Source organism: Bacillus sp. AR4-2 (assembly GCF_008274865.1).
GTDB lineage: Bacteria > Bacillota > Bacilli > Bacillales > Bacillaceae_G > Bacillus_A > Bacillus_A cereus.
The window spans coordinates 925,370-946,482 of the sequence record NZ_CP031062.1 but is presented as its reverse complement, the minus strand read 5'-3'; the positions used below and the strand labels follow the sequence as shown (position 1 = coordinate 946,482).

Below are 21,113 nucleotides of genomic sequence, written 5' to 3'. Positions count from 1 at the left end.
TTTAAGTCGGCAGAAGGCACCTTTTGGTGTCTTTTCTTTATTTTTACAAGGACCTGCTCAATTAATTCTTAAAAACATACTGAGAAGCATTGTTTTATTTATCCCATTTTCATTCATGCTATATATAAAATTCTTTAATAAATCCACCTCAAACATACTTATATGCATAGGAGTATGTTTGAGGTGGAACTTCTTCAAATACTAGTTCCTTTTATAAACTGTTTTTTGATGTAGATGACATTATTCTCAATACAATAGAATGAATTATGGGAACATATTTAGCAATATATATCAAAAAACATATTAAAAAAACCCTTCACCTTAAGGTAGAAGGGATCTTCTAATTTCTATTTCAAACTACCCGAAATCTCCGTAAAGGTACCCCAAGCGCATGTGCACCTGCATCTGAATATCCTAAACTTCTTTCACCAACTACCGCTCCTCTGCCGAATGATCTTTCAACGATAGATTATATGCCTTGAAGTGCTGTTTGCAACATTTCAATTCAGATATACGACAGTAAAGAATACATCATCACTGTGTCAGCAAGCAAAAGTGTATTCTGCATTTCTGAAAACAGTAGATGGCAGATTATGACCTACTGAATCTGCTAAGAAAGAATATACAAGAACATCCTTAACATCCTCTCTATTTCCACTAATGATGACATCAAGGAAATCTTCTACTTGGAATTCTGGAGTAAACAACACAATCTTAGTTGTTCTGTTTGGTTCTAAAGAAACAAAAGTACGAGAGATTTCAACTAATTCATTTTGAGTTGGGAAAAAGGTGTTTCGACTTCTCTTAACAGTTACCGTTACATTACTAGTATGACAGCGTGAATCATTGTTTAACATAATGTTGAGAGCAGTTGGAATAATCCCATTTTCAGAAACTGGAACTCGAAACACTCCAGTAGATTTATGAGCCATATAATCACATCCTTCCAAAATAAAATATATTTACAATATATTAAATGCAAAAAACGTTCATTTTGATATGGACAAATTACATGATTAATATATCTATAATAACCCTCGGTATTACTAAGCCAATGTTTTAAAAGATTAACAAATATCGCGAGAACCAATCGAATGTATATTAAAAGTAAAAAGAATAAGTTGTCTAAAAGACCCCCTATTTTGAGCCAATAATGAGACATTATGTTAATCTTATATGTATAGTTGCACAAAATTGAGAAACTTAAGGAGACAGATAAATTTTATGAGAAAATTATCTATATTACTTACTTTCATTCTAGTATTAGTCAGTGTTACGGCTGCTTGCACACAAGATAAAACAGATAGTGCCGTTGAAAATGGTTCAATAGAAGAACCAACCGCAAAAAATGAAAATGAAGAATTAATAAATTTTGAAGAAAAAGAAGATATGAGCCGCTTGGAACAAGGTATTTTATTAGTTGGTGAGAGTGTTAAGGGAGGCTATTACTTGACCGCTGTTCAAAGTGCCTATTTAAATGCTAGCAACGATTCCGTAGTTGTTAATGTCTCTGTAAAAAATGTACGAGGTCAAACGATTGGACTATCAGAATTAAAATATAACTTAAAAGATGAAAAAGACGGAAAGATCTATAAAGGAAAGGTGCTTGATCAAAACCCTTCTGATATACAAGTTAAACCAAATGAAACGGTAGAATTGAAAATAGCTTTTGAAGTACCACGTACCGCAGATGAATATATGTTTTATATTGAAAGCTCTTTAGACCCTCTACAAACATACTGGAAAATTGATAAGCTGCAATCACAAACAAACTAAGTCTAAAATAAGCAAAAAACAATGAAAAATTTAATATAGATACAAATGAATACTATATAAACGTAAGACCATCGATTTAATGAATCGTTGGTCTTTTTCAAAAAATGCCCCATTAAAAACTAAGAGATAAAAAAGAACTAATCTCGAGAAGAGATTAGCTCAATATATCCAAAGCTATTATGGTACATAGTTTTATGAGCAAACGTTATATAATGTTGTATGGGATACATAACCTGTCATCCCTTTATATGTAACTTTTAACCACTGTTTAGAATTACTGTAATGACCTTGAACATATTCACCAGTTACCCATGTTCCAGTAATTTTCGTACCATCATTAAATGTATGTAAGACAGGTGAATCGACAGTATAACCACTGCGCATCTTTGCACCATATACACCTACCGTACCTCCCTTTGCACAAGCTGCTACTACATTTTGATTTTCAGTAGCATTCGTAGCCGCGAAAGCAGAGCCGTTAAATGTAAATAAAGTAAATATAAAAGCTGTTAGTACTGTACAAATAGATAAACGACGTAACAAAATAAATTCCCCCTTTTTTTATAATTTACTTCTTCACAAATGATTATCTTAAATATTCTAACTATTTTCAATATATTAATGTTGAGAAATATTAGTTGTATTTTTGAAATAAGATTTTATCAAAAATAGTAACAAACTCATATTTTACTGAGAAAGAACCGAAAGAAGTCTTCTACATATCAACTATATAAAAATCCCTCCACCTTAAGGCAGAGGGACTTTCCAATTCCTATTTCAAACTACCCGCAATCTCCGTAAAGATAACTCCAAGCGCATGTGCACCTGCATCTGGATATCCTAAGCTTCTTTCACCAACTGTACCAGCGCGGCCCATGCGAGCTACGATTTCTTTCGTGTACTCTGCTCCTTTGACCGCTGCTTCTGCTCCTTTTTCAAAGGCAGTTTTTACGTCTACTTCGTTTGAGGCGCTATCTAACCAAGAATCTACACATGGAGCAAGTGCGTCAACAAGTGTTTTGTCACCAACTACTGCTCCTCTGCCGAATGATCTTTCACCGATCGATTGGATGCCTTGCAATGCTGCTTGCAGCATTTCAGCGAATTCTTTCACTGTTAACTCACGCTTCTCGCCTGCTGCTTTACTAGCTGCGCGGAATGCTCCGCCCCAAATTGGACCAGAAGCGCCGCCGCAATGTTCCATAATAATCATAGAACAACCGTCAAGGAATGATCCGATCGTTACGTTCTCTTGATCTACAATCGAATGCCACTCACGTTTTAATTGCTTAAATCCTTTTGCTACACTCATTCCGAAGTCGCCGTCACCAGCATGCGTATCTAGCTCACAGAACGGTACTTCATTTTTAATAATAATATCGCTCATTTTATCAACGAGATAAATCATGTTGTTTAATGTGATAACATTATTTTTTATCACAGCGTGTTCTTCCGCCGTTTCTAGTTCAAATGAAACTTCCTTCTCGCCTGTTTCTTCAAGTACATTTACGTACTCTACACTTTCAACTGGACCGTCTACTTTAAACGCTGGTGTATTACATTCTTTTGATAGTAATGTTTTTAGCTCTTCATCTAACTTCATTACCGTTAAAGACATACCAGCCATATCAATACTCGTCATATAGTTACCGACAAATACTCTATTAATTTTAATGTTTCTTGCAGCTAGTTCTCTCGTAACGGCGTTATTAAATAAGTAAAGTTCTTGCAGTGGTGTTCCGCCAAAACCGTTAACTAGAAGTGCGATTTCCTCGCCATCTTTTACTCCTAAATCTTTCATTAAATCATTTGTCATACGGTTAGCTAATTCATCCGCCGACAGCATTTTTTCACGCTTAATTCCTGGTTCGCCGTGAATACCTACGCCGTATTCCATTTCATCTTCCGCAAGTGTGAAAGTAGGTGATCCGCTCGCTGGAACTGTACAAGACGTTAACGCTAAACCGATTGTGCGCACGTTAGCCGCTGCTTTTTCTGCTACAGCTTTCACCGCTCCTAAATCCATACCTGCTTCCGCTGCTGCGCCGGCAATTTTATGAACTAAAATAACTCCCGCAACGCCGCGGCGTCCTACTGTATATAGGCTATCTTCTACCGCAATATCATCGTCCACTTTTACGTAGTCGACTTCAATTCCATCTTCCGTCGCTAAATGCGCACCGTTTTTGAAATTCATAATATCGCCGCTATAATTTTTAATAATTAATAACGTACCTTTTTTACTAGCTGTCTCTTTAATCGCTTGGTAAACTTGAATTTGCGAAGGAGAAGCAAACACATCTCCGCACACTGCCGCATCTAACATTCCTTTTCCGACTAATCCTGCATGTGCCGGCTCGTGACCACTACCGCCTCCACTAATTAACGTTACTTTATTTTCGTTCATTTCTTTCTTCTTAATTACTTTATATTTTTTCAAAAGCTCAAGCTCTGGGTGAGCCATAACCATTCCGTTACACATTTCCATTACTAATGTTTCTGGTTTGTTTATAATCTTTTTCATTGTAGTTCTCCCTCAATTCCTTTAATATATTGTGATATATTTGAAATCTTCTTCTTACTACTCATGTTAAAATGAAAGCGTTTTATAGTAAACGGACAAAATGGACAATCTGTCTAAAGACACCGCTCTCATTTATGGGTAGGATTTTTATATTAATAACATTCTAGGGATGATTTAGATGACCTCTTCTATAATTTCTAAAAAGATAATCGCGAACTCATTGAAGTATTTAATGGAAACAGAGTCGTTTCATAAAATATCAGTGAGCGATATTATGTTACACTGTCAAATGCGTAGGCAAACTTTTTATTATCATTTTAAAGATAAATTTGAACTATTAAGCTGGATTTATAGAGAAGAAACGAAAGAAAATATTATAGACTTTCTCGATTATGAAAAATGGGAAAACATTTTCGATTTATTATTTGATTACTTTTATGAAAATCAAAAATTTTACCGAAATGCTTTTAAAGTCATTGAGCAAAACTCGTTTAATCACTATTTATTTGAGCATACGAAAAACTTATATATGAAGATTATTGATGAATTATCTGTGAGCTGTGGATTCAGCCTTTCTGATGAGACCAAAAATACGATTGCCTCCTTTTATAGTCACGGCTTCGTTGGAACGATAAAAGATTGGATTGAAAGCAAGTGCGAAGTAGATCCATCCGTTATGTCTTCTCTTATGAAAAATATGATAAACAATCAATTACTACTATTACTTGAGCAATCAGCAAAGTAATTAAAGGGTGGCAAAAGCAATGAAAAAGATTATGAATGATGTACAAAATATCGTTCAAGATATGCTGCATGGCTTTTATTTTGAACATAACGACAAAGTAAATTACGATGAAACAAATAACATCATTTATGTAAAAGATATCGAAAAAATGAAGCAAGACGTCGCTATTGTAAGCGGCGGTGGTAGCGGACATGAACCTGCTGATATTGGTTATGTAGGAAAAGGTATGCTTACAGCGGCAGTAAACGGCAGTATTTTCACTCCGCCTACAGTGGAACAAATTGCGGCGGCAACTCGCCTCATACCAAAAAATAAAAGTATACTATTCATCATCAAAAACTTTAAAGATGACGTAGAAAACTTTCTAGCAGCAAAGCAAATTGCTCAAGAAGAAGGAAGAAAAGTTGACCATATCATCGTAAATGACGATGTTTCAATTGAAGATGATGCTTCCTTTAATAAAAGAAGACGCGGCGTAGCTGGCACTGTTTTCGTCCAAAAAATATTAGGTGCGGCCGCTGAGAGTGGACATTCTTTAGAAGAACTAACAACAATCGGGCAAGCTGTCATCAAAAACTTACACACATTAGGAGTTGCCCTTTCCCCTGCCAACGATCCAGTAAAAGGAAAAGCTTCATTCACATTAAACGATGATGAAGTGTTTTATGGCGTCGGCATTCACGGAGAAAAAGGTTACCGTAAAGAAGCACTATCCTCTTCTGAAATATTAGCGATTGAACTGATGAACAAACTAAAAAGCATTTATCGCTGGAGAAAAGGAGATAACTTCGCTATCCTCATTAATGGACTCGGCGCAACTCCATTAATGGAACAATACATTTTTGCAAATGACATTCGCCGTTTATGTGAATTGGAAAGCTTACAAGTTACATTCGTAAAGGTTGGTACGCTGTTAACTTCTTTAGATATGAAGGGTGTTTCGCTCAGTTTGCTTAAGGTAGAGGATTTGGATTGGGTGAAGTGGTTGAAAGCGGATGTTAGAGTGGGTAATTGGTAAGTAAAAATCATGATGATAAAAGCCTTTAACTATAACAAGTTAAAGGCTTTTTACAAATTGAACTATCGCACGAGCGTTCAAAAGAAATTCGTAATCACCTCACTGAATGATGACAGGTCTTCCAAATAAAGCTGGATGATAAATTAACATCGCCCCTACAAATGAACACACTAAACAAAAAACAGCCTCGTATTTTATAACTAGAGAAGAGTTGGTATCAAGCTTTTTCCCCTCTCTTCTTAATATCATTTTAAAAGCTCTATATAATAAATACCCAATAATCGCCCCGAGGGTATTCGTAAATAAATCATCAATATCTGTAATTCTATTATTTAGTAATTGATTTAACTCAATTGCCAATGAAAAAAGAAATCCTGCACATACGGTGTTTTTCATTTTTCTAAAGTGCGGCCAAATCATCGGTAATAAAAAACCTAACGGCATAAACAGTACAATGTTCAAAAGATACGTAGTACTACCTGCAGTATCAAATAGAGTCAAATTGATTTGACTTACACGAATCCACGTTTCATATCTACTTATATCCCATACAGTCGCGATTTGCGTCACCTTATACACTAGCGAAAGGTAGAATAGAAAAACATATACCCATAGAAAATGTCGAATAGATATATTTCTTTTCGCTTTAAAATAAAACCCAATTTGAAACACAATACAAAAAATAATCGTAAAAAAATACGTATACAAATAACTAATCAAAACTCCTGTATGCATGTGGAATCCCCTAACTTTACATTTTCATCTATTATTTAGAACATAGTTTAAGAATCGGTACTTTGTTCATATATTTAATCTTCTACTTTGTCTTCGAATATAGGGAATATATTAAAAATAAAAAATCCCCACTTCTTCATTTTCAGTCTCCTCCTTGATGTAACTTGTTTATAGGATAGGAAAAACTTTTAAAATAAAAAGTGGGGTAAATATAAAATTTTTCTTAAATTTTATGTTAGTTTTTATTATTACTCTAATTACTAATCCGCTATTCGTTGTTAGGCAACAGTATGCTTAAACTTAGTTTTCACTTTACTCCTTCTCATCCCTCATACTGTAATACCCCAAATTAATAATAACCAAGAAATACCCACTCATAATTCCAGCAGCAAATGTCCACATGAATTCATGGTGTTCAATTTCATACATAATAATTGCGCCGAGAATTGCGGCTGCGAACCGGTTCATCATTCCGAGCATCGGTGCTTTTTCTTTTTTTACAATGCTATCTCCGAACTTTTCAATACGTCTTCCTAAAATCCAGGCGCAGTACATACTTACTAAAAGGCCAATGCTTATCCCTACAAACTGGGCTGAAAAAGGTGTCAGCAACCATCCCAATAACATTACGCCTAGCAAACAATACATTTGTATGTTGAACGATCTTAATGCCATACGAATCATGTTATTCTCCTTTATCTTTCTCATTGTAATTCCGTATCATCAATCCAATCTCCCAGGCTTCAAGCTTTCAGCTATATCTTTTTTAAAATGAGGGAATTTGATTTTGCTCACCATTAAATAAGCGAGTACGCATGTACCAAACGCCACGGAAACTGGATTCTTTAAAAAACATAAAATGAGGAGACACATTGCCGCGAATGGAATCGGCATCCCGATAAATGTCGGGAGTTTGCTTTGCTGCGTGTTAAATCTCGCAAGCCGAAGCATTCCGCAAATACTGTAAGCAAGCGCACATATCATCCCGATAGACTGCAAATCTTTTAACGCGACACTATATGCAAGAATAGACGGTGCCACACCAAAAGTAACTAAATCCGCAAATGAGTCCAACTCTCCACCAATTTCCGAAACAGAATCAAGTTTCCGAGCGACCATACCATCTAAAAAGTCAAACAACATACCCGTAATAATAAAAACTGCTCCCAAATAAATATCGTGAACGAAAACAGCGTAAATAGCTAAAAGTCCACATACAAAATTTGCTATCGTAATCATATTTGGTATGTAACTCATAACACGCTTCTCCTCCTTTCTACTAATTGCTTCATCTACGTTCTTACTCATTACAATTAAGATCCTTCTGTTTTTCTTCCAATATCACTTTATTTATTTTCGTTAACGTCTCGGTCATTTGCTCAAGGGCATTTATATCGATTTTAGAAAAATATTTCTCAATTAATACATCATCTAACTCAGACAACCGCTCTATATACTTACTACCGTTTGGACCAAGTGTAAGAAAATACTCCCGTTTATTATTAGGGTTTACTTGTTTTGAAATCATCTTCTGTTTCTCCAATTTAGATAAAACTTGGCTAACGGCACTTTTGGATACATTAAAGGTAGTCGCAATGTGATTTGCTGTCGTGTTTTCATTTAAATTAATATGAAATAGCATGCTCTCTTGCTGTCCTGTAAGACCGAACTCATCTTTTAACTCCTGGAATAGTAAAATGTAGAATTCATTATAAGCTCGGTTCATTTCATTAATTACTTCTTTATACGTTCTAGTCATAGCGTTATTCCTCCATGCTTTTATTTCGTTTCATTTAATAGTTAAGTTTACTTAACTTAACTATAGTATACCGTTATGTTCGTGTAAAGGGAAATATAACGCTACACTTTACTCACAGTGATACAAAAAAGAAGACACTCTTCTAAAACAAGTTAAGTCCCTTCTTCCTCACTGCTTCCTTCATCCAAATACCCAATTAATCGTTCTGAATAATCAAAAAGAAAATCAATTAAATTCCATATAGACCCATTACTGGTTAAAATGTTATAATGGAATCACCCTACATAGTTACTCATAGCCAGACTGAGGAACTAGCGTCTTATTAAGTAATGCGCATAACTAAAATAAAAAAGACACTTTACGGTGTCTTTTTTATTTATATTCATTGCAATTATCTCTTTTATAAACAAACTCTATCAAACAGTAAAGGAGACTAACAGATGGAACATCCTGTTGCAAGAGAATTACGTTTTATACGGGTATGTCTTATCATTTTGATTATTGTCATTGCATTCTGGGATCGTGAGAAAACTGTGGAAATTACTGATCACGGTAGCGATCCTATCTTAAACACCAGCAATATGACCCAAGTTGGTGAGAATACATTTGCATACAAAGATGAATCGAATCAAATTAAAATATTTAAGTTTAATCCAGATACAAATGAAATAAAATTAATAAAAGAGTTTTATGCTAACGAATATTAATTACATGAATTAAATAATTCAAATCTGTAGAAGACACTTTAAAGTGTCTTTTCTTTATGAACTACAAAGTATGAGGCCCCAAGCCATTAGCTGCAATTACGACTAAGGCTTTTACTATATAAAAAATAAAACATAGTAAGAATAGAATACTCACTTAAATTATTTTTCACTTCACAAACTACATCCAAAAAGTTGGATAACTTCTTTTACTACTCATATTATTAATGAATAAAGCAATAACTACAATAACAACGGAGCCAATTAAAACTGGTGTTACTAAATAACTCCAACTATTTGCCCCTAAAATAACGATAATCGGATCGGCGCCTGCCGGAGGGTGCGTCGTTCTCGTTAACATCATAACGGCTATTGCCATCCCCACCGCTAAAGCAATTGTCCAATATTCATTCCCAAACAAATGATATATTGATAGACCAATGAAAGTTGAAATCAAATGTCCTCCAATAATATTACGCGGCTGAGATAATGGCGCATTCCAAACTCCAAACGCTAATACACAACTCGCACCAAATGGAGCCATTAATAATTCTGTAGAGGTTATGCTCGTTAAATATGTTAAGGTAAGAATTGTTAAAAATCCCCCTAGTAGTCCCGTTAAAGAGTCCTTTACATTTACTTGTAATGGACTTCTTCCTTTCCCTTTCATTTTTGTAAAATATCGTACACTTATTGGTTGAGGGTCTTTTTGCTTAGTTGCTGTTATATTATTCATCGTTCTCCTCCTTTATTTACCAACCATTATAACTCGGCAATAACTAACCTGTAAATATTAATTTTAGAGGTTAGTTATAGAATACAAAAAAAGAATCAACTATTATAAGTTGATTCTCTAAACTTCCTCAAATTTTCGATCCTGAAATTTTGCTACCTTTTTCCGGTTCCCACATATTTTCATAGAACACCATTTTCGTTTCCCACTCTTATCTATAAATAATAAAACACATTCAGGATTTGAACACCTTTTAAGGAAAATCAGCTTATTTTCTGCTATTAAGGTTAAAGCATCAAATGCAATTAACGATGCGAGTACATCCTCGATTTCTCCAACCGGGATAGATACTAGCTGTTGTTCAATGATTTTATATGTAAATGGTGCCTTCTCAATTTGTTTTTCTAAATACGTAATAAAATCATTAGAAATTTTTTGCTGATCAGCAATTGCCTCAAACTGTTTTCTTAGTACTTCTCTTATTTCTAATATACTAGATGTAACTTGATTCATTCGCTTCTGAATTCCTATAAGTGTTTTTTCATTCCAAAAAGGAAGATTAACCTTTATTACATGTAACCATTCTAATACATCTTCATCTGTTATTAATAAATCATAACGTTGTCCACGCCTAACTAGCTCTGTATTTACTAAATCTAATGAGAGATTTCCAGATATAAGCGGGAATTGTTTTTTGTCCTGCATGTACTCATCACCTTCTCTTTAAATAATCATATTCCAAATTAATACAGCAGTGCAACTTTTTTATAAACTAAAAAGTATGAAGATCAAAGCCTTTAGCCATAATTACGACTAAAGGCTTTTTGTATGTAAGTAAATGAAAAAGGAGCTAATTTTATGGAACATAATAAAAATGGAATACTTGCTTTAATTGTTTTATTTGTAGGACTGGCATTTTTTGTCAGTGGAATGGTTTATCATTTATGGGGCTCATTTTAATTTCAAATTTTAGACAGATAAATAATTCGACTCAGAGAAATGCGCATTTTTCCCCTTTTCCTTCCAAAATTAATATAATAAGATATAAAATGTAATACATATACAAATATATATAGCACTCATTAAAAGTGCTTCTATTTTGGAAGGAAGAAACAAACGATGAACAAAAAGTTATTAGCATCATTATTATGTAGCACATTCTTGTTTGGAGTATCAGCGTGCAGTTCACATGATGCGCCTGCGAAAAATGAGCAGGCGACTTCTAAAAAAACAGAGAATGACAAACTTAGCAACAAGGATTCGCAAAAAGAACTTCCTACCAATGTAGATTCCTCTGATGTATACATGTCAATGGGATCTGCCGAGTCACTAGATGTTCTAGGGACTGGAGAAGTTAAAGCACAAGGTGTCTTTAAAGTATTAGACATCGCAGTTTATAATCGTAAAGAAGAACCCATTACACTAGATATTAACAACTTTAAATTAATTGATGGATTTGGAAGAGAATATCACATTTCCAATGAACATCAATCCGTACTTAAAGCTGCAAATACCTCTACATTTAAATTTGGTATTGTTAACCCTAATGAACATTCGGACGGAAACATTGTATTCGATGTACCGAAAAACACGCGAGGATTAACTTTAAAATTTAATAATGATAAGTTAGATAAAGATCTCCAATTAAAAGTGGAATTGGAATAAGCAAAATAAATACGTCTCCCTTAACATTCTCTACTAACATAAAAAAGTACAGTCTTTTCTACAGCAGACTGTACTTTTTTTATCATTTCATTTCACATAACATTCCCTAATTTTTTTGACTAGCTGCTCTCCAATCACGAAAAGATGTTGGGCGTCCAGAAAAAGCTCTTTGCTTTGTAACAGATGTTTTTTCTTCAGGAGTCATTGTTTTTTCTTTAAGAGTCGCTGGTTTTTCTTTAAGCGTCACTGATTTTTCTTCAAGAATAGTCACAGTTGTTTGCATTTTCTCTAACTGTTCTTTCAACAATTGTTGTTCAATCTTTAAATCCGTAAGTAAACGTAAAATCATCTCAGAATTAGCCATAAGATCCTCCTTCCCCCAATACACAGAATAAAATACAATATGTAGAAGACAAAATTCCGGTGACAAAAATAAGATTGTCAACTCTTTTTAACTTCCAAAATCCTTTTATTTTTTTAAGGACCTGCTCCATTCACTCTTAAAAACATAAATTAAATTAAATCCATTAATAAATGGTCTTTATGGAAGGAGGAGTTAATATGGGCTATGGAGGTAGTTGTGGTGGAGGCTGTGGTTTCGGCGGCGGATTTGCCTTACTTGTTGTGCTCTTCATCTTATTAATCATCGTTGGCGCTAGCTGTTGGGGCGGCGGATTCGGCTGCTAAGGAGAGGCACTCTTGAGAGTGTCTTTTTTTTGATATGTGACTCATATACATATTGCTCATAATTTCCGTTCTGGGGATAGTATAATATTGACTGAGCATGTCAGCATCCCCCTAATTAATAGTTGGTTCAAATCGATATAATTCTTTTAAATATAGGTTAACACTATATTTCTCAATGAATAAAACAACTTAACATGGTAAAATAATAGTTGGATGGGAGTCCAATATATTATTAAAATTAAGATGGTTCAAGTCGAAGGAAGGCACCTTAGGGTGTCTTTTCTTTATGAAAAATATCTAACTATCAACCTTTTCTTTATGACTTCTAACATCAACAAAGGGTGATACAAACTATTACATATGTTTGTACCACCCTTTATTGATGCGTTTAGACTTCACAGTTGTTGAAGTTTTAGACTTCTCCCTTAGTGTACCCATATTATTAGAACATCCTGTAATCTGTAGACAAAATGTAGCTAATAAAAACAATATTAATAATTTCTTCAATAAATCCTCCTACATGCATAAAACACCATATGTTACAAAACAAACATAACATCAACTCTTTATAAAAACAATATAATCCTCGGTCCTTAAGCTATCTCTTAACATAGGAGTACCGCCACAAATCCATTTTTAAAATATCCCCTACTTAAGGAATTTGTAAGTATCAAGTAAGAAAAACGAGAGCTTTGCTTCGTATAATCAAAATATAAAGTGAAGGAAGAAAGATTATTTCTGGGATTAATATGCATGTGACAAGAGAAGAAAGCTACGTTTTTTTAGAATAATAATATGAGTATGTCCAAGTTTTGGAGATTGCTTGCAAATATTTTGAAGTTTTCGCACCAGAATTCTAATTACCATACCTGTTTTTTACCATCACATATTGGGGGTTAAAACATGAATAAAAAAAAGAAAATACAAAGATCAATACTTACCTTTCCCCTACTCTTTTCTTTAGGCGTTTCATCTTTCCCGCTTACCACAACTATTCACGCAGATACACACGAAGAACAATCTGCTGAAAAGAAACTAGTCTCTTTAACGAAGCTTACATCATTATTTTTTGAATATCTCCAGCAAGGTAAATATGCAGAGGCACTACAGTTGACGTCTACTGCTTTTCAATCCAAGTTTACAGCAACCACATTACAAAACTGGTGGACACAAAGTGGCTGGAGCGGGATTAAAAGCATGGGAACCCCCGTGATAAAAGAACGAAACTTGGTCCATCAGACGGTAGAAATTCCAGCAGCTACCGAAGGAACTACCATACCACTACTCCTTAAATTCACACCTGGCGGGAAAGTAGATGAAATTGGAGAAAGGCCACCCGAGGAATCTTTTACCATCCCCCATCCTAGCTATGATCAACCTAACTCCTATCAAGAACGTGAAATCGTCATTGGAAATTCTACCTATCCGTTACCAGCAACATTAACAGTTCCGAAACATAAGCGTGGTGAAAAGCTGCCCGTAGTTGTTCTTGTTCATGGTGCTGGCATCCATGATCGCGATAGCACATATATGAGAACAAAAATCTTACGAGACATTGCGGTGGGCCTTTCATCCAACGGAATTGCAGTGTTGCGCTATGAAAAACGCACCTTAGAACATGCATTAAAGATGAGTGCAGAACCCATTACGTTAGACCGTGATACTACAGATGATGCCATATATGCAGCAAAATCAGCAGCGCAGCAGGAAGGCATTGATCCAAATAATATTTTCATTCTTGGACATAGCCTAGGAGCTGGCACAATGCCGCGTATACTGAGCAAAGCGCCTTCCTCACTTGTCCGAGGAAGCATCTTACTCGCACCACCTGCACGCCCTTTGACTGAAATTGCCATTGATCAGTATGAATACCTTGGGGCGTCAAAGGAAGAAATCGATGAACTAAAAAGACAAGCTGCTTTTATTCAGGATCCTACTTTCAATCCTGACCATCCTCCAGCTGGCTACAATTTTGGGTCACCTCATTTTATGTATGATGTTTCTAGGTGGCGTCCAGTTGAAGAGGCAAAATCACGAAAAGAGCCTTTACTCATTCTGCAAGGAGCACGCGATTATCAAGTAACAGTAAAAAACGAATATACAAAATGGCAGAAAGGACTTTCAAACCGCGGGAATGTTCAGTTCAAAAAATATCCGAAATTGAATCATTTCTTCACGGAGGGTGACGGGGAATTAAGTCTTCCTAGTGAATACGAAATCCCTGCTAACGTTCCCGAATACGTCATCCAGGACATTATTACATGGGTTAACGAGACAAAAAAATAAGAAAACATCAAAAGCCTTCATGCAATCATCATTGCGTGAAGGCTTTTTGAAACTAGTGATTTAGAGATAGCTATTATAATGCATCAAAACGAAAATTATATTTTTCTACGTACTAAATAAAATGCTAAGGAACCCATAATAACAGGTGCAACGAAGTCAAAGAAATGTGAAAAAGAAAAATTAAAAAGAAAAAGAAATGGTATAAGTGTATAGATAACTGCTAGTCCTATAAATAAAGGAATTCCAAATTGAAACTCTCGACATCGTTTAATTTTCCTATATAAAACTTCCCCAAGTAGACAAGCTATAAGAGCTGGTATACTACCATAAGTGACGATAGTTTTTATGAATCCCTGTAAAACGTCCGGGTGAATAAAGCTAGGATTAAAAATATATGAAATTAAGAACCATCCAAAAATAAAAGCAAATAGACTTGCAGCATAACTAACTACAAATTTTATTAAAGTAAGCAACGTAATCATCCCCACAATTTCCTAATATTATCTTCATTGTATCATTTTCTCTTAAAAAGATTCCAAAAGGATATACTTGCCCTTTAGCTCTCTTTTTTAATGCTTGTTCAAGACGTATTTTTTGATGTTATTTTGTATAAAAACTTCTGGGAGCAACCTATTCTGTTAGCTTGATAGCGATGGGGTGCCGCCAGCATTTCGAAAAAAATCACGCTAAACAAAAAACTATAACAAACTTTCCATATGGGCAACTAAATTACATAAAAAAAGACACCCTAAGGTGCCTTTCTCCGACTGGATAACCACTTTAATTTTACTAATGTGTATTGGACTTCCATCCTCAACGAATGGAAAGTAGAGATGATTCAATTATGTACCGATCTGGAGCGTCTCCTATATAGTCAAAAGGATAACAAGTTGTTAATGTTAATGTTGGCTCACTTTTTTCTACAATAACTGTTCGATCTTCTGAATCTGTTATCCAATGCTTGTTAATTTCATATGTATATGTTTTATTTTCATATTCCACGATAAGTTGGTCATTTTCCTTTAATTGACCAAGCTCGGTAAAAACAGTATCTCTATGTCCACTTAAAACTGTATGGCCATTTCCAGATGGTGTAGTAGTTAAGTCACTAACAAACATACCTACACCCTTTTTTAGTACTGTATCATCGGCTCCCCAATATATAGAGTATTTCTTTTGTATTTTAGGGATAATTAAATATGCTACTTTATCTCCTAACTGATGGTTTACCTTTGAAGCGGGAATTTGTACAGGTTCTTCTTGCAATGAAGTGTCAGTCTTTATCTCTGTCTCTCTCTCTGTTTGATTGATGTTTTGCTTTTCATTTTCTTTAGAAGGTGTGGAGGTCTCATATTGTTTAGCCTCGTTAGTTGTCAACGACTCTGCTGATTGTCTAGCACTATACCATTCTAGAAAATAATAGGAAAAGATAGTAAGTCCAATAACAGTTAAACATAAGCCTATCCATTGTTTTTTATTCACTTTTATCACTCCATTTGAAAACGACAGGATTTCTCCTGCCGTTTTAAGGAACTATTTTATGCGTTTGTCTTTTTACGACGGAACATTAATACAGATCCAGCTAATGCTAATCCTAAGCTTGCTAACATCATTGTAACACCGTTTGATGCTGTATTAGGTAATTTTTCACCTTGTTTTTTCGTTTCTTTTTTCACAACTGTATTAGTATTTTTCTTTGTTTCTTTTGCAGTTGTTTGAGGCTTAGTTTGTTCTTGTTTATTATTTGTTGTTTGGTTGTTTTGTTTTGAATTCTCTTGCTTAGTGTTTTCTTGTTTAACAGGTTCTTGTTTAGTGTTTTCCTGTTTAGTATTTTCTTGTTTAGGTTGTTCTTGAGGTTTAGTAGTTTCTTTATTTTCTGTTGTAGTATTTGTGCTCTTTGGATATTTATAATCTTCACATGGAATGCCGTCTTTATCATTATCTAAACGGTGCGGATCATTTCCAACACCATATCCATTTTGATCCCAGAATGCTTGAGCATCTTGTTGACTTTTAAAATGGCCACAGTTTTTTGTATCATTAGGACTCTTAGCTGCAAATGCAGAAGAACTGTACCCCACTGTTAATAGTGTTACCGCTGTTGCTGAAGCTAATAATTTTTTCATAAATTTCTTTATCCCCCTAAATGGTATGTATTTACATTGAAATATTTTACATTTAAAAAATTAAAAATACAATAATAATTTGTAGATAAATGTAAGATTTCTAGATAATAATACCAAACTATCAATTCATATATTGTAATATTATGTAGAAAGGAAATAAAAAAAGAGCCAAGACCCTCTTTAATAACTACTAATAACCATAATCACTATTCTCACAGTAATATGAATTTGATTTATCACAAAAAATATATGTTGTTTGCTGGATAAATAATGGCCTTGATGAGGCGTTAACTAAAGTGGCATTTAACATCCTCAAATAAGAAAGTCCTTGTATCTCCCTCGTGTTAATCTAATTGTTTGTGGAGTTGTGGATTTAAATGTTCTACTAGTCAATGTGACGAACGCAGCAAATACAAAGCTAAAACTAAAACGAATAAGAGTCTTAGTGTGGTTAGTTGTAAAATTTTCAAATAGAGTAATTGTAGAGTTAGGTGGAATTTCAAGACTTGTAAGGTTAGTTTCTGATCCGAAAATTGTAAAGGTCTCTATAAAACTGTTGGTAGAGTTTGAAGAGTTACATGATTATCTTTATTGGAATCAAAATAAGCTTACACATCCAAACTGTTGATAATAGCTAATATTTGATGATCTGTCCATTTGCCATTAATCCTTATATTTTCTTTCGCTATACCTTCTTTTTTAAATCCCACTTTTTCTAATACACGAATAGATGCTATATTATCAAGCATCGCTCCTGCTTCAATTCTATGTAGCTTTAATTCCCTAAAAGCAAAATCTACAACAAGTTGAAGAGCCTCTGTTGTATAGCCCTTTGTATTATGCTCCTTATCCAAAGTAAAACCCGTATAACAGCTTTGGAGGTCTCCCCTAACAATTTGAGTTAATGAAATGTCTCCAATCAGTTTATCATTTTCTCTTAAAAAGATTCCGAAAGGGTATACTTGCCCTTCAGCTGTCTTTTTTAGAGCTTGTTCAAGACGTATTTTTTGATGTTCTTCTGTATAAAAAACTTCTGGGAGCAACGGGCAAACTCGTTGAAAAAATTCGCGATTTCTAATATGTAAGTTAGCTAACTCGTTAGCATCAGCAGTTTTATAAAGCCGAATATAAATGTGCTTCCCTACTAGTTTCATAACATCCCTCCAACATTTTTATATGTCTAATGAGGAAAAAATATACCGTATACTATATACAGTTGGATATTATCAGGAATCATTTTGCACGAAAGAAAAGACACTCCATATGAGTATCTTTTCCAATAGTTTTTAGCAGAAGCAAGAAGCTCCAACGATGATTAATAAAATGAATAACACAACTAATAAAGCAAAGCCTCCCGAGAAGCCACAACCGCCACAACTACCACCATAACCCATAATAGTTCCTCCTTTAGATAAGAGGGGAAAACTAAGGTTCACTCATGTATTTTAATGGATTCGTTTTATCTTATGTTTTTTCGTATTGATTGAGCAGGTCCTTTCGAAAACTATTCACATATTAACTATATTTTTTAAAATGAATAATTCAACTATAACAATAAATAGATAAATTAATATAATGTATTAATTCTAAAAGAAGGGAGGAATAGCCATGCAATTAGTTTGTTTTAAAATAGTAAGTGGTCAGTATTTCTTGTTTGTAGAAGGTATTCAAATTCCTGTACCAATTCCAGCAGTTGCTGCAGCTTTATTAATTGGTTTAGGAGTAATTCCACTTTGTTCTTAATGTAAGGAATTCGAATCATTCCTATCTTTCCATTGGAAAAGCCTCAAGTATATGAATACTTGAGGCTTTTCTTATAATTGAGAAAGACACTTTAACGTGGCTAAAGATCTCCTGATTTAACTAATGCGGCCGTTACATCATCACCGAAAGTATTGAAACAGAATACTTTCTCGTCTATCTTATCCATTACTGTAGCTTCACCTATCTTGCCACCTTGAAGTTTAATAAAATAGTTATGTTCTTCTAAAATTTTACTAAAATCTCTATTTGCCCATCTTTCAGTAATTGCTAATAGCTCTTCTTTATTCTTGAAATTGTTTCCGTTTAGAATGTTTCTTACTTTCTCTGCATTCTTTTTGGACATAGGGGTTGCTCCCTTTCCTTCACGCACTTTTACTTTTTGATGAGTCATGCTATGCATAGCTGAAATCACTTCTTCTTCAGTAGCAGTTACTGTAATGTGAAGTTGTGCATTTGAGCCTTTCACTTCTGCTTCATTCGATAGTGTGTCTTCTTTATTAACCTCTGCAAAAACATGGTCCTCACTCTCAAGCGGGACTTCAGCAAACTGTAACATTCCATAAGTCATACCAGTTGCAAGTACTACTCCCCCTATAATAGATGCTAGCCAATACGTTAGCTTCTTGTCCATCTTCATTTCCCCTGTCTTCATTTAAATATCTTAACTAAAGAGTACCATATTTAATTCCTTTTTATTGAAGTGTCTCTAATTTTCACTATAAAAAACATATAAATCTATTAATATAAATATAACAACTTTACAATCATGACTATGCCTATTCTCATAACAGGATCTATATACGATGTCACTAAATCATCTGGTGAACTATTAGTTATTAGTACGGCTTTGCATCCTTATTCTCAAAAAGGATAATTATTGTACATACCAATTCTTATGTATGAAGACACCCAAAACAAGTGTTACGAAAAAAATATAAAAAAGACATCTTTTCTAGGGAAAGATGTCTTTTTTATATAAACCTTAATGTTCGTTCTGTAAAACCCTCGCTGCCTTTACTCCTTCTTTCTCTTCTTTTAAGAATAACGATACGATAAATGCAACAATAATAAAGATTAACCCAAGTGCAAATGCACCTTGGAACCCTGACGTTAAACCGTTTAACTTCTCTACTGGATCCAGTGGATTTGCGGAGCTTTCCATATACTTAGTTGTTCCTGAAGACATTTTCGAAATAAAGATAGCTGTACCAATTGCACCAGCTACTTGTTGCAACGTACTAAATAGTGCTGTTCCGTGCGGATATAAATCTGGTGTTAATTGATTTAAACCGTATGTTTGTGCTGTCATGACAAACATGAGTCCAACCATTAATACGCTATGCATGACAATAATTTGTACCATTGATATATCAGGAGTAATGCCTTTAAATAAGAACATTGCAATTCCTACTAAGACAATGCCGGGAACGATAATAACTTTCGGACTAAATTTATCAAATAGTTTACCTGCGATTGGTCCCATTATGGCGCTAATAACACTTCCCGTAAGCATGATAATTCCTGATTTAAAAGCTGTAACGAGTAAAACGGTTTGCAGGAACATCGGTAATAAAGTCATCGTTGAAAATAACGACATCATCACAATGACAATTAATCCAACTGATAATGTAAACATCGGAACTTTAAATGCGCGTAATTCTAAAATTGGATTCTCAATTTTTAATTGTCGAACGACAAAAATACATAATGAGATAAGCCCAACAATTAAAGCACCATATACTTTCGCATCGGACCATCCTAAATCACCTGATGCACTAAAGCTATACACAAATCCGCCAAATCCTAATGTCGATAAAAGGATTGATGGGTAATCTACTTTTGGCCTTGTTAACTCTGAAACATTTTGAATGTACTTCATCCCAATCATAATGGAAATAATCACGATAGGAATAACAATATAGAATAACCAGCGCCAATTTAATGAATCCACAATTACTCCAGATAATGTAGGACCAATTGCCGGAGCTGCCATCATCACAAGTGCGATTAATCCCATTGTCGCACCACGTTTTTCAGGCGGACAAATAATTAAAATCGTATTCATTAATAACGGTGAAATTAACCCTGTCGCTATAGCTTGGACGATACGGCCGATTAATAAAACAGAAAATGTTGGTGCAAATCCCGCAATTAATGTACCAGCTAAAAACGTTACCATAGCGATCAAAAACATTTGTCTCGTTGTGAGCCATTGCTGAAGCAACGCTGTAATTGGGACTAAAACCCCAACTACTAACATGTAAGCTGTAGAAAGCCATTGAATCGTTGAAGCTGTTACGTCAAATTCTTTCATTAATACTGTTAACGCATTACCAAGTAATGTTTCATTTAATAATGCAACCATTGCTCCTAAAAGTAACGCAATTAAAATGGGGGTATGTTTCAAATTAGAAGTATCAACTTTGCCACTTGCAGGGCTCTTAGTTGTCATATTCATTTACAGATTCTCCTCCTGTTTCTTACTTAAAAAACTTTAAATATACCTAAACACATGTAATATAATATACATATGTAGATTAAAAAGGGAGAATCAATTTTCAACCACTGTATATTTAATCTACAAAAAAGGA

General features: G+C 34.4%; 25 protein-coding genes and 2 pseudogenes. 8 read left to right on the top strand and 19 right to left on the bottom strand.

Features of this window, described 5'->3' with window-relative positions; translation table 11 throughout:
* Positions 1-347: 347 nt before the first annotated feature.
* Both DN399_RS28695 and DN399_RS04915 read right to left on the bottom strand, forming a co-directional pair.
* Positions 348-448: pseudogene (locus DN399_RS28695) on the bottom strand (DAK2 domain-containing protein); the annotation flags it as partial.
* 94 nt (positions 449-542) lie between these two features.
* The gene (locus DN399_RS04915; protein WP_000940664.1) at positions 543-932 is read right to left on the bottom strand and encodes a hypothetical protein; all 390 of its coding nucleotides are present in this window, start codon (positions 930-932) and stop codon (positions 543-545) included.
* A 292-nt stretch (positions 933-1,224) separates the two neighbouring features.
* Here DN399_RS04915 and DN399_RS04910 point away from each other — a divergent pair, with 292 nt between their 5' ends.
* A complete protein-coding gene (locus tag DN399_RS04910; protein WP_001228904.1) occupies positions 1,225-1,776 on the top strand; it encodes a DUF4352 domain-containing protein in 552 nt (183 codons plus the stop codon).
* A gap of 192 nt (positions 1,777-1,968) precedes the next feature.
* Here the strand turns inward: DN399_RS04910 and DN399_RS04905 are convergent, their stop codons facing one another.
* Both DN399_RS04905 and dhaK read right to left on the bottom strand, forming a co-directional pair.
* Entirely contained in the window at positions 1,969-2,319 is a 351-nt protein-coding gene (locus DN399_RS04905; protein WP_000946193.1) for an SH3 domain-containing protein, read from the bottom strand.
* A 229-nt stretch (positions 2,320-2,548) separates the two neighbouring features.
* The gene (gene dhaK / locus DN399_RS04900; RefSeq protein WP_149149375.1) at positions 2,549-4,300 is read right to left on the bottom strand and encodes a dihydroxyacetone kinase subunit DhaK; all 1,752 of its coding nucleotides are present in this window, start codon (positions 4,298-4,300) and stop codon (positions 2,549-2,551) included.
* Between the two features lie 178 nt (positions 4,301-4,478).
* On the opposite strand from dhaK, the gene dhaS reads away from it, so the two are divergent.
* Both dhaS and dhaQ read left to right on the top strand, forming a co-directional pair.
* The gene (gene dhaS / locus DN399_RS04890; protein ID WP_000204213.1) at positions 4,479-5,045 is read left to right on the top strand and encodes a dihydroxyacetone kinase transcriptional activator DhaS; all 567 of its coding nucleotides are present in this window, start codon (positions 4,479-4,481) and stop codon (positions 5,043-5,045) included.
* Positions 5,046-5,064: 19 nt separating this feature from the next.
* Positions 5,065-6,063, top strand: coding sequence for a DhaKLM operon coactivator DhaQ (gene dhaQ / locus DN399_RS04885; RefSeq protein WP_149149374.1), 999 nt, complete (start codon positions 5,065-5,067; stop codon positions 6,061-6,063).
* Between the two features lie 99 nt (positions 6,064-6,162).
* Here dhaQ and DN399_RS04880 read toward each other — a convergent pair whose 3' ends face one another.
* From DN399_RS04880 to DN399_RS04860, 4 genes are all read right to left on the bottom strand, one after another.
* Positions 6,163-6,798 (bottom strand): VanZ family protein, encoded by a 636-nt coding sequence (locus tag DN399_RS04880; protein WP_149149373.1) that lies wholly within the window; start codon positions 6,796-6,798, stop codon positions 6,163-6,165.
* A 312-nt stretch (positions 6,799-7,110) separates the two neighbouring features.
* Positions 7,111-7,482: an ATP synthase subunit I gene (locus DN399_RS04870; protein ID WP_149149372.1), complete on the bottom strand. Its 372-nt coding sequence runs from the start codon at positions 7,480-7,482 to the stop codon at positions 7,111-7,113.
* 39 nt (positions 7,483-7,521) lie between these two features.
* Complete coding sequence (gene pssA / locus DN399_RS04865) at positions 7,522-8,106, bottom strand: CDP-diacylglycerol--serine O-phosphatidyltransferase (RefSeq protein ID WP_000042263.1); 585 nt, start codon at positions 8,104-8,106, stop codon at positions 7,522-7,524.
* Complete coding sequence (locus tag DN399_RS04860; RefSeq protein ID WP_000198944.1) at positions 8,099-8,557, bottom strand: MarR family winged helix-turn-helix transcriptional regulator; 459 nt, start codon at positions 8,555-8,557, stop codon at positions 8,099-8,101. The genes pssA and DN399_RS04860 overlap by 8 nt, the downstream gene beginning before the upstream one ends.
* Positions 8,558-8,997: 440 nt before the next feature.
* Between DN399_RS04860 and DN399_RS04855 the strand changes: the two genes are divergently transcribed.
* Positions 8,998-9,264 (top strand): YmzC family protein, encoded by a 267-nt coding sequence (locus DN399_RS04855; protein ID WP_000400965.1) that lies wholly within the window; start codon positions 8,998-9,000, stop codon positions 9,262-9,264.
* A gap of 178 nt (positions 9,265-9,442) precedes the next feature.
* Here DN399_RS04855 and DN399_RS04850 read toward each other — a convergent pair whose 3' ends face one another.
* A complete protein-coding gene (locus tag DN399_RS04850) occupies positions 9,443-9,997 on the bottom strand; it encodes an HPP family protein (RefSeq protein WP_001059994.1) in 555 nt (184 codons plus the stop codon).
* 117 nt (positions 9,998-10,114) lie between these two features.
* Complete coding sequence (locus tag DN399_RS04845; protein WP_071732643.1) at positions 10,115-10,699, bottom strand: CGNR zinc finger domain-containing protein; 585 nt, start codon at positions 10,697-10,699, stop codon at positions 10,115-10,117.
* A gap of 414 nt (positions 10,700-11,113) precedes the next feature.
* On the opposite strand from DN399_RS04845, the gene DN399_RS04840 reads away from it, so the two are divergent.
* Positions 11,114-11,659 (top strand): DUF4352 domain-containing protein, encoded by a 546-nt coding sequence (locus tag DN399_RS04840; protein WP_086404425.1) that lies wholly within the window; start codon positions 11,114-11,116, stop codon positions 11,657-11,659.
* 106 nt (positions 11,660-11,765) lie between these two features.
* Here DN399_RS04840 and DN399_RS04835 read toward each other — a convergent pair whose 3' ends face one another.
* Positions 11,766-12,023, bottom strand: coding sequence for a hypothetical protein (locus DN399_RS04835; protein WP_149149371.1), 258 nt, complete (start codon positions 12,021-12,023; stop codon positions 11,766-11,768).
* Between the two features lie 197 nt (positions 12,024-12,220).
* On the opposite strand from DN399_RS04835, the gene DN399_RS04830 reads away from it, so the two are divergent.
* Entirely contained in the window at positions 12,221-12,346 is a 126-nt protein-coding gene (locus DN399_RS04830; protein ID WP_000540377.1) for a YjcZ family sporulation protein, read from the top strand.
* 903 nt (positions 12,347-13,249) lie between these two features.
* Entirely contained in the window at positions 13,250-14,632 is a 1,383-nt protein-coding gene (locus DN399_RS04825; protein ID WP_149149370.1) for an alpha/beta hydrolase, read from the top strand.
* A 95-nt stretch (positions 14,633-14,727) separates the two neighbouring features.
* Here the strand turns inward: DN399_RS04825 and DN399_RS04820 are convergent, their stop codons facing one another.
* From DN399_RS04820 to DN399_RS04795, 6 genes and pseudogenes are all read right to left on the bottom strand, one after another.
* The gene (locus tag DN399_RS04820) at positions 14,728-15,114 is read right to left on the bottom strand and encodes a hypothetical protein (protein WP_149149369.1); all 387 of its coding nucleotides are present in this window, start codon (positions 15,112-15,114) and stop codon (positions 14,728-14,730) included.
* Between the two features lie 25 nt (positions 15,115-15,139).
* Positions 15,140-15,261 (bottom strand): annotated as a pseudogene (locus DN399_RS28255) (GNAT family N-acetyltransferase); the annotation flags it as partial.
* A 184-nt stretch (positions 15,262-15,445) separates the two neighbouring features.
* A complete protein-coding gene (locus DN399_RS04815; RefSeq protein WP_149149368.1) occupies positions 15,446-16,114 on the bottom strand; it encodes a class D sortase in 669 nt (222 codons plus the stop codon).
* A 56-nt stretch (positions 16,115-16,170) separates the two neighbouring features.
* Positions 16,171-16,758 (bottom strand): excalibur calcium-binding domain-containing protein, encoded by a 588-nt coding sequence (locus tag DN399_RS04810; RefSeq protein WP_000734536.1) that lies wholly within the window; start codon positions 16,756-16,758, stop codon positions 16,171-16,173.
* A gap of 608 nt (positions 16,759-17,366) precedes the next feature.
* Positions 17,367-17,912, bottom strand: a complete 546-nt coding sequence (locus tag DN399_RS04800) for a GNAT family N-acetyltransferase (protein ID WP_088053980.1) — start codon at positions 17,910-17,912, stop codon at positions 17,367-17,369.
* 132 nt (positions 17,913-18,044) lie between these two features.
* Positions 18,045-18,152: a YjcZ family sporulation protein gene (locus DN399_RS04795; protein WP_000540375.1), complete on the bottom strand. Its 108-nt coding sequence runs from the start codon at positions 18,150-18,152 to the stop codon at positions 18,045-18,047.
* A 214-nt stretch (positions 18,153-18,366) separates the two neighbouring features.
* On the opposite strand from DN399_RS04795, the gene DN399_RS28305 reads away from it, so the two are divergent.
* Entirely contained in the window at positions 18,367-18,501 is a 135-nt protein-coding gene (locus DN399_RS28305; RefSeq protein WP_001177693.1) for a hypothetical protein, read from the top strand.
* A gap of 100 nt (positions 18,502-18,601) precedes the next feature.
* Here DN399_RS28305 and DN399_RS04790 read toward each other — a convergent pair whose 3' ends face one another.
* Both DN399_RS04790 and DN399_RS04785 read right to left on the bottom strand, forming a co-directional pair.
* Complete coding sequence (locus DN399_RS04790) at positions 18,602-19,153, bottom strand: PRK06770 family protein (protein ID WP_149149367.1); 552 nt, start codon at positions 19,151-19,153, stop codon at positions 18,602-18,604.
* Between the two features lie 351 nt (positions 19,154-19,504).
* On the bottom strand, positions 19,505-20,980 hold the full coding sequence (locus DN399_RS04785; RefSeq protein WP_149149366.1) for an MDR family MFS transporter: 1,476 nt from the start codon (positions 20,978-20,980) through the stop codon (positions 19,505-19,507).
* Positions 20,981-21,113 lie beyond the last annotated feature (133 nt).